At 67.7% G+C, this 11,841-nt stretch carries 10 protein-coding genes and 2 pseudogenes; 8 read left to right on the plus strand and 4 right to left on the minus strand.

Features of this window, described 5'->3' with window-relative positions:
* Positions 1-375 precede the first annotated feature (375 nt).
* A complete protein-coding gene (locus ACLJRM_RS38915) occupies positions 376-1,242 on the minus strand; it encodes a bile acid:sodium symporter family protein (RefSeq protein ID WP_101610113.1) in 867 nt (288 codons plus the stop codon).
* Between the two features lie 169 nt (positions 1,243-1,411).
* Between ACLJRM_RS38915 and ACLJRM_RS38920 the strand changes: the two genes are divergently transcribed.
* Together ACLJRM_RS38920 and ACLJRM_RS38925 are read left to right on the plus strand one after the other, a co-directional pair.
* Positions 1,412-2,437, plus strand: a complete 1,026-nt coding sequence (locus ACLJRM_RS38920) for a medium chain dehydrogenase/reductase family protein (RefSeq protein ID WP_101610114.1) — start codon at positions 1,412-1,414, stop codon at positions 2,435-2,437.
* 58 nt (positions 2,438-2,495) lie between these two features.
* On the plus strand, positions 2,496-3,029 hold the full coding sequence (locus ACLJRM_RS38925; protein WP_101610115.1) for a DM13 domain-containing protein: 534 nt from the start codon (positions 2,496-2,498) through the stop codon (positions 3,027-3,029).
* Here ACLJRM_RS38925 and ACLJRM_RS38930 read toward each other — a convergent pair.
* Positions 3,026-3,658, minus strand: coding sequence for a TetR/AcrR family transcriptional regulator (locus ACLJRM_RS38930; protein ID WP_410665905.1), 633 nt, complete (start codon positions 3,656-3,658; stop codon positions 3,026-3,028). The two genes, ACLJRM_RS38925 and ACLJRM_RS38930, sit on opposite strands and share 4 nt — an antisense overlap.
* Before the next feature lie 60 nt (positions 3,659-3,718).
* On the opposite strand from ACLJRM_RS38930, the gene ACLJRM_RS38935 reads away from it, so the two are divergent.
* The 3 genes from ACLJRM_RS38935 (at position 3,719) to ACLJRM_RS38945 (ending at position 7,465) form a co-directional block, all read left to right on the plus strand.
* Positions 3,719-4,150, plus strand: a complete 432-nt coding sequence (locus tag ACLJRM_RS38935; protein WP_410665906.1) for an RpiB/LacA/LacB family sugar-phosphate isomerase — start codon at positions 3,719-3,721, stop codon at positions 4,148-4,150.
* Between the two features lie 259 nt (positions 4,151-4,409).
* A complete protein-coding gene (locus ACLJRM_RS38940) occupies positions 4,410-6,062 on the plus strand; it encodes a glycosyl hydrolase family 18 protein (RefSeq protein ID WP_410665907.1) in 1,653 nt (550 codons plus the stop codon).
* An 11-nt stretch (positions 6,063-6,073) separates the two neighbouring features.
* Entirely contained in the window at positions 6,074-7,465 is a 1,392-nt protein-coding gene (locus ACLJRM_RS38945; RefSeq protein WP_168214388.1) for a cellulose binding domain-containing protein, read from the plus strand.
* 342 nt (positions 7,466-7,807) lie between these two features.
* On the opposite strand, the gene ACLJRM_RS38950 is transcribed toward ACLJRM_RS38945, so the two are convergent.
* On the minus strand, positions 7,808-9,577 hold the full coding sequence (locus tag ACLJRM_RS38950) for a chitinase (RefSeq protein ID WP_101610118.1): 1,770 nt from the start codon (positions 9,575-9,577) through the stop codon (positions 7,808-7,810).
* Positions 9,578-9,821: 244 nt separating this feature from the next.
* On the opposite strand from ACLJRM_RS38950, the gene ACLJRM_RS38955 reads away from it, so the two are divergent.
* The 3 genes and pseudogenes from ACLJRM_RS38955 (at position 9,822) to ACLJRM_RS38965 (ending at position 11,576) form a co-directional block, all read left to right on the plus strand.
* Positions 9,822-10,463 carry a sigma-70 family RNA polymerase sigma factor gene (locus ACLJRM_RS38955; RefSeq protein ID WP_101610119.1) on the plus strand — a complete coding sequence of 214 codons (642 nt, stop codon included), beginning with the start codon at positions 9,822-9,824 and terminating at the stop codon, positions 10,461-10,463.
* 150 nt (positions 10,464-10,613) lie between these two features.
* Positions 10,614-10,811: pseudogene (locus ACLJRM_RS38960) on the plus strand (cold-shock protein); the annotation flags it as partial.
* A gap of 30 nt (positions 10,812-10,841) precedes the next feature.
* The gene (locus tag ACLJRM_RS38965; RefSeq protein ID WP_410665988.1) at positions 10,842-11,576 is read left to right on the plus strand and encodes a cold-shock protein; all 735 of its coding nucleotides are present in this window, start codon (positions 10,842-10,844) and stop codon (positions 11,574-11,576) included.
* A gap of 66 nt (positions 11,577-11,642) precedes the next feature.
* Here the strand turns inward: ACLJRM_RS38965 and ACLJRM_RS38970 are convergent.
* A pseudogene (locus ACLJRM_RS38970) lies at positions 11,643-11,818 on the minus strand (transposase); the annotation flags it as partial.
* Between the last annotated feature and the right edge of the window lie 23 nt (positions 11,819-11,841).

Here is an 11,841-nt window from a genome sequence, read left to right on the forward strand (position 1 = left end):
CGAAAGCCACTTTCGGGACGCCTGATGCCGAAAGTGGCTTTCGCGACGTCCCGGGAGGCTGGCGTGGCCTTCACGGTGGCGTTGTGGCTGAACCCAAGGTGAGCGAAGGCGTGACTCGCGTGATCCGTCTCTGATCACACGGCCGGCACTTCACCCCACGACCGACGCCGAAAACGGCACGAGCACGCCACGTTTGCCCTTCTCCTCGAATAGAAAGACTTTTACCACTCACGACCTCCCCGCAAACCATCCAAATCGGACAAAGATGCGCCGAAGGCGTCCTCTGTGGACATTCGGCGAGCGTGTCAGGCCACGGGTGACGAGCCCACGTGCGTCGCTACGCGTGGCGTGACCCCGCGCGACGTCGGCCCACCTCTACACTCGCGCACTCTCCCGGCTCCGCGACAACAGCACGGCCGCGATCCCGGCCGGGAAGAACATGAGCACGCCGTAGATCCCGGCGGGCACGGCCATCGCCTTGTCCCCGAGCACCGAGATCGCCACGGCGATGGCGAGGGTGGCGTTGTGCACGCCGATCTCCATCGCGGACGCGATCGACTGCCCGCGGTCCACCCGGAACAGTCGCGGCACGTAGTACCCGATCGCGAGACTGAGCACGGAAAGCGCCAGCGCCACCGGCCCGAGCGTCCCGATGTTGTCGATCAGGGTCCGGAACTCCTGCGCGATCGCGGCCCCGATCACCAGCACGAGCACCACGGCGGAGCCGATCTTGACCGGTTTGCGCATCCGCTCGGCCCAGTCGGTGAACCGGCTCCGCACCGCCATCCCGATGACGACCGGGATCAGCACGATCGCGAACACCTGCACGAACTTCGCTGGCTGGAGCCCGACCGTGGCACCGCCGTCGAGGAACGCGGCCATCGACAGGCCGACCACCAGCGGCAGGGTGAACACGGCCAGCACGGAGTTGATCGCCGTGAGCGTGACGTTGAGGGCGACGTCGCCGCCGGCGAGGTGACTGAACAGGTTCGCCGAAGTCCCGCCGGGTGAGGCGACCAGCAGCATCATCCCGACGGCGAGCACGCCCCCGAGGCCGAACAGCAGGATGAGGCCGACGCAGATGGCGGGCAGCACGATCATCTGGCACACCAGCGCGATGACGGCGGCCTTCGGGTACTTCAGCACCCGCGTGAAGTCGCCGACGGTCAGGGTCAGCCCCAACCCGAACATGACCAGTGCCAGCGCTACCGGCAGGAGAACCGAGAACATCGCCGAACCCATCGAAGGGCCTCCGTCCGATATGCCGTTTTCAGATCGGCAATCGTGTCAACTGGCGAGAACCCGGTCAAGGCACCGAAACCCAGACGTGACCCCGCTTGACATTTCCGAGAGCAGTGCTCACTATGGTTACAAGCTCTAACGGACACGACAGGCAATCAGGGAGATCGAGATGAACACGCTGACCGAGGTGGTACTGCCGGGCAAGGTCGAGCCGGAAGGCCTGGAGCTGCGGGAACGCCCGCTCCCCGCACCCGGCCCCGGCCAGGTCGTGGTCGCGATGGAGGCGACCGGGGTCTCGTTCGCCGAACAGCAGATGCGCCGCGGCAAGTACTACGACCAGCCGCCGTTCCCCTTCGTCCCCGGGTACGACCTGGTCGGCACGGTGCTGACCACCGGCGCCGGGGTCGACGGCGCGCTCGCCGGCCGCCGGATCGCCGCGCTGACGAAGGTCGGGAGCTGGGCCAGCCACGTGGTCCTCGACGCCGCCGACGTCGTGCCCGTCCCGGACGGCCTCGGCGCGGAAGAGGCCGAGACCGCGGTGGTCAACGGCATCACCGCCTGGCAGATGCTGCACCGCAAGGCCAAGGTGCGTGCCGGGCAGACGATCCTCGTCCACGGCGCGAACGGCGGCGTCGGCTCGCTGCTGGTCCAGCTCGCCGCGAAGGCGGGGGTGCAGGTGATCGGCACGGCGTCGAAGCGGCACCACGAAGCGTTGCGGCGCCTGGGAGTCATGCCGATCGACTACCGGACCGAGGACATCTCCGCCCGCGTCCGCGAGCTCGCACCCGAGGGTGTCGACGCCGTTTTCGACCACGTCGGCGGCGCCAGCGTGCCCGCGTCGTGGAAGCTGCTCGCCCGCGGCGGCACGCTCGTCTCCTACGGCAGCGCCGCGACCCGCGACGACGAAGGCTCCAAGCAGTTGCCCGTCCTCAAGATCCTCGCCCGCGTGATGCTGTGGAACAGCTTGCCCAACGGCCGGAACGCGTACTTCTTCAACGTCTGGGCGGGACGGTCCTTCGCCAAGAACCGGTTCCGCGCCCGCCTTCGCGCCGACCTCACCCAGGTCTTCGCCGCGCTGAAGGACGGCGCGATCACGGCACAGGTCGCGGCACGGCTGCCGCTGAGCAGGGTCGCGGAAGCGATGCGGCTGGCCGAATCCGGGACGGTCGCGGGCAAGGTGGTGCTCACCCCGTAAGAGTTCGGTAACCGCGCCAACCCGGCATTCCGGACTCCGCACACGGTTGAATGGCGACATGAAACGCAAGCGGGTGCTCACCGTCGTGGCGGCCGGACTGGTGGTGGCGGTGGCCGCGGGGCTCTACTGGTTCCAGCCGTGGAAGCTCTGGGTGAACGAAACCGTGCAGGAAGCCCTGCCCGTCGCCCAGACCTCGGCTCCCCTCTCCGCAAGTGCCGCCCCCGCACCGGAAGAGCCCGCGATCGTGGCGACCGGCGAACTGATCAGCCACGAGCACGCGACCAGCGGCGGCGTCCGGATCCTGCGCGCCCCCGACGGATCCTTGGTGCTGCGCCTGGAGAATCTCGACACGAGCAACGGCCCCGATCTGCGGGTCCTGCTCACCGACGCGCCGGTCCTGCCGGGCAAGGACGGCTGGTTCGTGTTCGACGACGGCGCACACGTGAGTGCCGGGAAACTCAAGGGCAACAAGGGAAGCCAGAACTACACCCTGCCCGAGGGGACCGATCTGGCACGCTATTCGAGCGTGACGATCTGGTGCGACCGGTTCAACGTCTCGTTCGGGGCGGCCGAGCTGACCAAAACCGTTTAGGCGAGCCTGCCCACGGCGTATTCCATCTCCGCTCGGACGGCTCGCAGATCGATTCCGCCGGGATCGATGATGGCCGCCACCGCGATCCCCCGCAGTTGCCCGACCAGCGCCGCCGCGTACGCGTCGGGGTCACGGACACCCGAGATGGAGCCGTCCGCGATCCCGGCGGCGACGGTCTGGGCGATGGCGAACCGGTACCGGCGATCGGCCTCGGTCATCGCCGACCGCACCGCCGGATCGCCGACGGTCGCGTCCGTCCACAGCACCACGAACGCCCGGTTCAGCGGCGGCATGTCGGTGAGCAGTTCGAAGAAGATGTCCAGCAGCGCGCGCAGCATGTCCATCGGACCGGGCGTCAGCCCGCCGGTCCGGGTGGCGACGGCGGCGCTGAAGACGTCGGCGAACTTCTCCGCCGCGAACTCGACGAGCCGCTGCACCAACGTCTCCTTCGAGCCGAACAGCTGGTGGACGACGGCGCTGTGATAGCCGGTCCTGGCGCAGATCATCCCGATCTTGAGCCGGGCGAATCCGGTCTCGCCGATGATGCGGGCGGCGGTTTCGAGAATCCGTGTCCTTGCGATCTCCTGGTCGCGCTCGAGCTGATGACGCTCCTCCGCAGACGAGTCCACGACGGGATCCTCCCACGACTTCCGGTTCGCCACCTGTCGACGCGGCGTTACGATCGGGAGATGAAGATCGCCTTCGCGGCCGATGACCGGAACGCCACCACGGACGCCGTCCAGGCCTTCCTCGCCGAGGCCGGTCACGAGGTGATCCGCCCCGCGACGTCGGAACTCTGGCCGGAACTCGGCGCGGCGGTCGGCAAGGCCGTCGCCGACGGCGAGGCCGACTTCGGCGTCGTCATGTGCTGGACCGGGACGGGCACGGCCATCGCGGCCAACAAGGTCCCCGGGGTGCGCGCGGCACTGGCCTGGGACACCTGGATCGCCGCGGGCGCGCGCAGGTGGAACGACGCCAACGTCCTGGCACTGAGCCTCAAACGGCTCTCCCCCGACGTCGCCGTCGAAATCGCCGAGGTGTTCCTTTCCGGCATAGCGCCGGACGAGGACGAATCGGCGAATATCTCCCGGCTGGGCGAAATGGACGAACCTCGCCGTTAAGGCACCGAACCAGTGAACGAATAACGCTGTCGAACGTATTAGGCCGTTCGCGGGAAAATCACCACTCTGCGTAGTGACGCTTCCCATATTGGTCCAGACCACGTACCGTCTCCCGCAACAAAGCGTTCCGCATGGAGGTGGTCGATGAAGACGCATCCCCGCCTGCCCGGCTTCGGCCGCGGCAACGCGATGTCGCAGATTTCCCATTGACGAAATCTTCTCCAAGATCATTTCCTGCACCGGGTTTGTAAGGAGTGAAATGTCGAGAAAAAGATGGCATCTGATCGGCCTGTTCACGGCCGTCGCGGCGTTGGCGGTCGGTCTGGTGACCGTTCCGGCGAACGCGGCGGGCGGGGTCGGAGCCACGCTCACCAAGGGGTCTGACTGGGGCGCCGGCTGGGAAGGCAAGTACACGATCACCAACAAGTCCGGCGCCGGCCTGACCTCGTGGACGCTCGAGTTCGACCTCGCGGCCGGACACTCGATCGCTTCGCTGTGGGACGGCAGTTACACGGCCTCCGGCCAGCACGTGACGGTCAAGAACACCTGGAACGGCAACGTTCCCAACGGTGGTTCCGTCAGCTTCGGCTTCAACGTCAAGTACTCCGGTACTTACACCGCGCCCGCCAACTGCAAGATCAACGGCGGTTCCTGCGACCCGGGCGGCGGCACCCCGACGTCCAGCAACCCGCCGACGAGCACGACGACCACCGGGACGAGCACGTCGAATCCCCCGACGACCACCACCACGAGCAACCCGCCGACCACCACGACCACGAACCCGAACCCGGGCGCCAAGAAGAACCTCGGCTACTTCGTGCAGTGGGGCGTCTACGGACGTAACTACCACGTGAAGAACATTCACACTTCCGGGTCCGCGGCGAAGCTGACGCACATCAACTACGCGTTCGGCAACGTCACCAACGGTTCCTGCACGGCGAACGACGACACCTACGCCGACTACGACAAGTTCTACGACGCCGGGTCCAGTGTGGACGGTGTCGCGGACTCGTGGGACGCGGGCGCCATTCGCGGTAACTTCAACCAGCTGCGCAAGCTGAAGAAGATGTACCCGGGCCTGAAGGTGCTGTGGTCGTTCGGTGGCTGGACCTGGTCCGGCGGCTTCGGCCAGGCTTCGAAGAACCCGACCGCGTTCGCCGAGTCCTGCTACAAGCTGATCAAGGACCCGCGGTGGGCCGACGTCTTCGACGGCATCGACATCGACTGGGAGTACCCGAACGCCTGCGGTCTCACCTGTGACACCAGCGGCCCCGCCGCGATCAAGAACGTGGCACAGGCGCTGCGCACCAAGTTCGGTTCCTCGTTCCTGGTCACCGCCGCGATCACCGCGGACGCCAGCAGCGGCGGCAAGCTCGACGTCGCCGACTACGGTCCCGCGTCGGCGTACTTCGACTGGTACAACGTCATGACGTACGACTTCTTCGGCGCCTGGGCGGCGCAGGGCCCGACGGCCCCGCACTCGCCTCTGACGGCGTACCCGGGCATCCCACAGCAGGGCTTCAACTCCGACGAAGCCATCCAGAAGCTCAAGGCCAAGGGTGTCCCGGCGAACAAGCTGTTGCTGGGTATCGGTTTCTACGGCCGAGGCTGGACCGGCGTCACGCAGGACGCCCCGGGCGGCACCGCGACCGGCGCGGCACCGGGCACCTACGAGGCGGGCATCGAGGACTACAAGATCCTCAAGAACAGCTGCCCGTCGACCGGCACGATCGCGGGCACCGCGTACGCGAAGTGCGGCAACAACTGGTGGAGCTACGACACTCCCGCGACCATCAACGGAAAGATGGGCTGGACCAAGAACCAGGGTCTCGGCGGCGCGTTCTTCTGGGAGCTCAGTGGTGACACCGGAAACGGTGAACTCGTCACGGCCATGCGCAACGGCCTGAACTGAGAGGTTTGACAGTGGCTAAGCGGAATTGGATCCAGGCCGTCGGCCTGGCCGCCGCTGCCGCAACGGCCGGCGCGGTCCTCGTGATCGCGCCGGCCTCCGCGGCCGGCGGCGTCGGCGCCGCCTTCAGCAAGGGCTCCGATTGGGGCTCCGGCTGGGAAGGCAAGTACACGATCAGCAACAAGTCGGGATCGAGCCTTCCCACGTGGACGGTCGAATTCGACCTCCCCGCAGGACATTCGATCGCTTCGTTGTGGGACGGCAGCTACACGGCTTCCGGCCAGCACGTGACGGTGAAGAACACCTGGAACGGCAACCTCGGCAACGGGGGCAGCACCAGTTTCGGGTTCAACGTCAAGTACTCCGGCGGCTACGTCGCCCCGGCGAACTGCAAGATCAACGGTGGCTCGTGTGATCCGGGCGGCGGTACTCCGACCACGACGCCGACCACCCCCACCACACCGACCACCACCACGCCTACGACGACGACGTCGACCCCGCCCACGACCACCACGAGCAACCCGCCGCTGCCCGGCGGCCGTGGCGCGCCGTATCTGTACATGGGCTGGGGCAGCCCGCCGAACCCGCAGACGGTCATGAACGCGACCGGGATCAAGTGGTTCACGATGGCGTTCATCCTGTCGTCCGGCGGATGCAATCCCGCCTGGGACGGCAGCCGACCGCTGCAGGGCAGCGCCGACGCGAACGCGATCGCGCAGATCAAGGCCGCGGGCGGGCAGATCGTGCCGTCCTTCGGCGGGTGGAGCGGCAACAAGCTCGGCCCGAACTGCTCGACGCCGGAATTGCTCGCCGGTGCCTACCAGAAGGTGATCGACGCCTACGGTCTCAAGGCGATCGACATCGACATCGAGAACACCGACGAGTTCGAGAACGCGACTGTGCAGGACCGTGTCCTGAACGCGCTGAAGATCGTGAAGGCGAACAACCCCGGTATCCAGACCATTCTCACCTTCGGCACGACGACCACCGGCCCGAACTCCTGGGGCCAGCGGCTCATCGACCAGTCGAAGGCGCTGAACGCCGGGATCGACGTCTACACGATCATGCCGTTCGACTTCGGCGGCGGCGCGGACATGTACGGGAACACCATCAACGCCGCGAACGGCCTGCGGGACAAGCTGAAGTCGACGTTCGGGTGGAACGACGCCACGGCGTACGGCCACCTCGGCATCAGCGGGATGAACGGCCTTTCGGACCAGCGGGAACTGACGAGTCTCGACACCTGGACCCGTATCACCGACTGGTCCAAGACCAACAAGATCGCCAGGCTCGCGTTCTGGTCGACCAACCGTGACCGGGGCTGCCCCAATGGCGGGGTCGCCGAGAACTGCAGTGGCATCGCGCAGAACGACTGGGACTTCACGCGGATCACCGCGGGCTTCTGACGTCCCTTTCCCCTGAAACTGCGGGCCCGCACCGAAGCTGCACGGTGCGGGCCCGCTCCATGCCAGCTCCCGCTGCCCGCTCCGCCTGCCCGCCTCCCCCTGCACAAGTAGTCCTCTAGTTGCGCCGATCCTTCGGGCTGCGTGCCCACCCCCGGGTGCCATGAAAGGCCCGTTACTTGCAAATTTTGCAAGTAACGGGCCTTTCATAGCACCCCGCGAGGCACGAGCGGGCCGGTCGCACCCCCACCTACCTCAAGCGCGTGGCACGCCTGCCGGCGCAAGTCGTCCTCTGGTTGCGGTCCTTGCGCACGCAAGGACCGCGACCAGAGGACGAAACGCGGATCAGGGAAGGGCGTTCAGGAAGGGTTCGTGGGCGTTCTGGAATTCCCAGCCGTAGTACCGGTCCCAGTTGATCGACCACGTCATCAGCCCGCGCAGCGCGGGCGATGCACCGCCGCGCAACGTGTACGACCCGCAGCCGGAGTTCTTCACCAGGCAGTTCAGCGCCGAATGCACCGCCGCCGGAGCGGTGTGCCCGTTGCCCGCGCTCACCGCGGCCGGGAGGCCGAACGCGATCTGGTCCTCACGCAGCCCCGGGAACCGGAACCCGGTCGAGGACACCGTGAAGCCCGCCTTGATCATGTCGGTCATCGCGATGTGGAAGTCCGCGCCGCCCATGAAGTGGTACTGGTTGTCCAGCCCCATCACCGGTCCGGAGTTGTAGTCCTGGACGTGCAGCACGGTCAGCGCGTCCCGCATCGCGTGGATCACCGGCAGGTACGACCCCGTCCGGTTGTCCGCGCCGCCGAGCCCGCCGTAGTACTGGTAGCCGGTCTGCACGAAGAACGTCTCCGGCGCCATCGTGAGCACGAATCCCGCGCCGTACTTGGCTTTCAGCGTCTTCAGCGCCGAGATGAGGTTGACGATCACCGGCGTGGTCGGGTTGCGGAAGTCGTTGTCACCGGAGTTGAGGTACAGCGAGTGTCCCTCGAAGTCGATGTCGAGTCCGTTCAACCCGTAGCGGTCGATGATCGCGGAGACCGAACTGACGAAGGCGTCGCGCGCCGCGGTGGTGGTCAGCTGGACCTGGCCGTTCTGACCGCCGATGGAGATCAGCACCTTCTTGCCCTGCGCCTGCTTCGCCTTGATCGCGGCGATGAAGTCCGCGTCGCTTTCCACGGTCGGGCATTCCGCCACCGGGCACCGCGTGAAGCGGATGTCGCCCGACGTCACCGAAGTCGGCTCACCGAAGGCGAGGTTGACGATGTCCCAGGCCGCCGGGACGTCGGCCATCCGCGTGTAGCCGGAGCCGTTGGCGAAACTCGCGTGCAGGTAGCCGATCAGCGCGTGCTTCGGCAGGCCGGTGTCGACGCAGCCGCCGGTCGTGGCGCCCGCCTCCGCGCTCTTGGGCGATTCACCCGCGCTGTTGTACGCGGCCACCGAGTAGCTGTGCGAAGAACAGGCCGTCAGCCCCGAAACGGTGGCGGAGGTCCCGGTCACCGTCGCGACCACGGTCCCGCCTTCGTACACGCGGTACCCCGTCACCGTGCCGGCCGAGGCTCCCCACGAGAGCGCGATCGACGAGTTCGTCACCGTGCCCACGGCCGGATTCCCGGCTGCCGGAGGCGCTCCCGGGGTGCCGCCGCCAGGCCCGTCGAGGCTGATGTCGTCCGCGTAGAAGGTGCCCGACCCGTACCAGCCGTGGACGTACACCTCCGCCGTCGTCTGTGTCGCCGACGTCGTGAACGAAAGCGAAAGCTGCGTGTAGCCGGTCGCGGCGGTCCAGGTCGACGGCCCGCCCGTGACCCCTAGGTACACCGGGTTCCCGTTCACCCAGGCGGAAACCGCGTAGGTCGTGCTCGGCTTGACGGACACCGTCTGTGCGCATTTCCCGGTCGTCGAGCCCGGCGTGACCGAAACGGCGTAACCGCCCGAACGGACCGGCGTGCTCACGGCCGCGCCCGCCGCGCAGGACCAGCCGGACGTCGAGCCCGCCTCGAAGCCGGGATTGAGGAGCAGGTTGGCCGCGCTCGCGGTGCCGCCGCCGGTGATCAAACCGGCGAAGGTGAGCACCATAACGGCCAGAAAAGCCAGGGATCTGGAACGCCTCATCGCGATTCCTCCGGATCAAGGGCGGCTTGCCGCCGCGCTGGGCTAATTGTCTAGACCAATCTGGCGAAAGTCCATAGCCAGGGCCCACCAGGGTCTAAAGACCCGACTACTCCGGGCTGCTGTACCGGTGCGACCCGCGAACGCGCTCCGTAACGTCGGAAGAGTCAACCAGAGCTGGGGGCTTTCGGGAGGTGGGGACGATGGGAACGCACAGGTACACACCGAGAACGGCCCATCCGGCGTGATGACCGTGTCCGAGAGTGCGACAGTCGTGCGCCGCGCCTACCAGCCCCGGCCGGGCGAGCCGGACGGCGAAATGATCCGCGCGGCGATCAGTGGTGACCGGCGGGCCATCGGGAGCTTGCTGACGCTGCTCCGGCCGATCGTGTTCCGGTACTGCCTCGGCAGGCTGGGCGGTCCGACGCGCGGCATCTCCAACGCCGAGGATTGCGCACAGGAGGTCCTGATGGCCGTCCTTGTCGCGTTGCCGCGCTACAGCTACCAGAACAACAGCTTCCTGCCGTACGTCTTCGGGATCGCCTCGCACAAGGTCGCCGACGTCCGCCGGAACCTCGCCCGCGATCCCTCCGCACCGGTGGCGGATCCGGAGCCCGAACAGGACGGGCCATGGAACCCGACGTTCGAAGAGGTCGAGAAGGCCGAGCGCGGACGCCAGCTGTCACTGTTGTTCAAGGTGCTTTCGCCGAAGCAGCGGGATGTGCTGGTGCTCCGGGTGATCCTCGGATTCAGTGCCGAAGAGACCGCGAGCACGCTGGGCATGGCGAGCGCGGGCGCGGTGCGCGTCACGCAGCACCGGGCGCTCAACGAACTGCGGCGGGTGCTGCGCGAGGATCCCGGTTTCGCCGACGGGATCACGCTCTTCTAAGACCTGGTCTCGAAACTCGGCGTGTCGCTAGGTGAACCAACGGCCCGCCCCTGGCTCCGCACCGCCCGCCTGGTGGGCCCGGCCCGACGGACCGGAGGTCCGTCAGGGAGACTGGGGGCCAGTGCCCGCCCTCTCGACCTGGAGCCTTTTATGCCGCAAGGGACCGTCCGCTGGTTCGACGCCGAACGGGGTTTCGGCTTCCTCGCGCCCGAGGACGGCTCGCCGGACGTGTTCGTGCACGCCTCCGAGATCGTCGGGGACGGCGGCGCGAAAGTGCTCCGCGAGGGTCAGGTCGTCGTGTTCGAGGTCGGCGAGAACGACCACGGGCCCCAGGCGCTGCGCGTTCGCGTCACCGCCGATGCGGCCACCGGCAGCGCCGTGGGCCTGCTCGGCACCGTTAACTGGTACGAGCCGGGCAAGGGGTACGGCTTCGCGTCGCCGGACGGCGGCGGCGCCGACATCTTCGTGCACAGCTCCGCCATCGTGACCGGCGGCGTGGTCACCGAGGGGCAGCGGGTGGCCTTCCTGATCGTCGAAGGCGAGCGCGGCCCGCAGGCCGGGCACGTGATCCCGCTGGGAGCAGGGGCCGGCTCACCCGCTGCGGCTGGTATCGCCGACGGTGCCGACGGCACGGTGGCCTGGTACGACGAGGACAAGGGCTTCGGTTTCATCAATCCCGACTCCGGCGCCGGGGACGTCTTCGTTCACGCCCGGGCCCTGGCCGAGGGGCTGACGTGGCTCGCGGAGGGCGACCGCGTCGCCTACGAGGTGGCTAGTGGAGACAAGGGCCCGCAGGCCCGCGACGTGCACCTGGTCCGGGGCACCGAGCCCCAGACGGCGCCGCAGCGGTCGGCGCCGCAGCGGTCGGCACCTGCCGCGGCCTCAGGGCCGGCGGCGCGGGACGTGCCCGCAAGAGGCGGCGAGGGCGTCGTCGCGCGCTACGACGGCGAACGCGGCTTCGGCTTCATCACCCCGGACGCAGGCGGCGACGATCTCTTCGCCCACGTGTCCGTGATCATGGGGTCGGAGCCGCTGCAGAAGGGTGACCGGGTCCGGTACGCGGTGCGTCAGAGCGACCGGGGCCCGCAGGCCGACCGCATCGAACGCCTCTGAAGAGGCGGCCCCACCGATGGCTGATCACTTCTTTATGAGCCGGCGGACGTTGATCACGGTGCAGGGCCCGGACCCGCATCCGAGCTGCTCGGGTAGGTCTCGCCAGCGGCAGCCGGTGTCGAGCACGGACAAGATCCCCTCCAGCGCGGCACGGTCATCGATCCGGGACCGCGCGGCGCTGGTCGGGACGGGATCAGGGGTTCGATCAGCTCCCAGAGCCGGTCTTCGACCCGCCGCTGCACGCCCTTAAGTTTTGAGACCAGGT

Origin of the sequence: Amycolatopsis sp. lyj-84 (genome assembly GCF_046549075.1) — a bacterium.
GTDB lineage: Bacteria > Actinomycetota > Actinomycetes > Mycobacteriales > Pseudonocardiaceae > Amycolatopsis.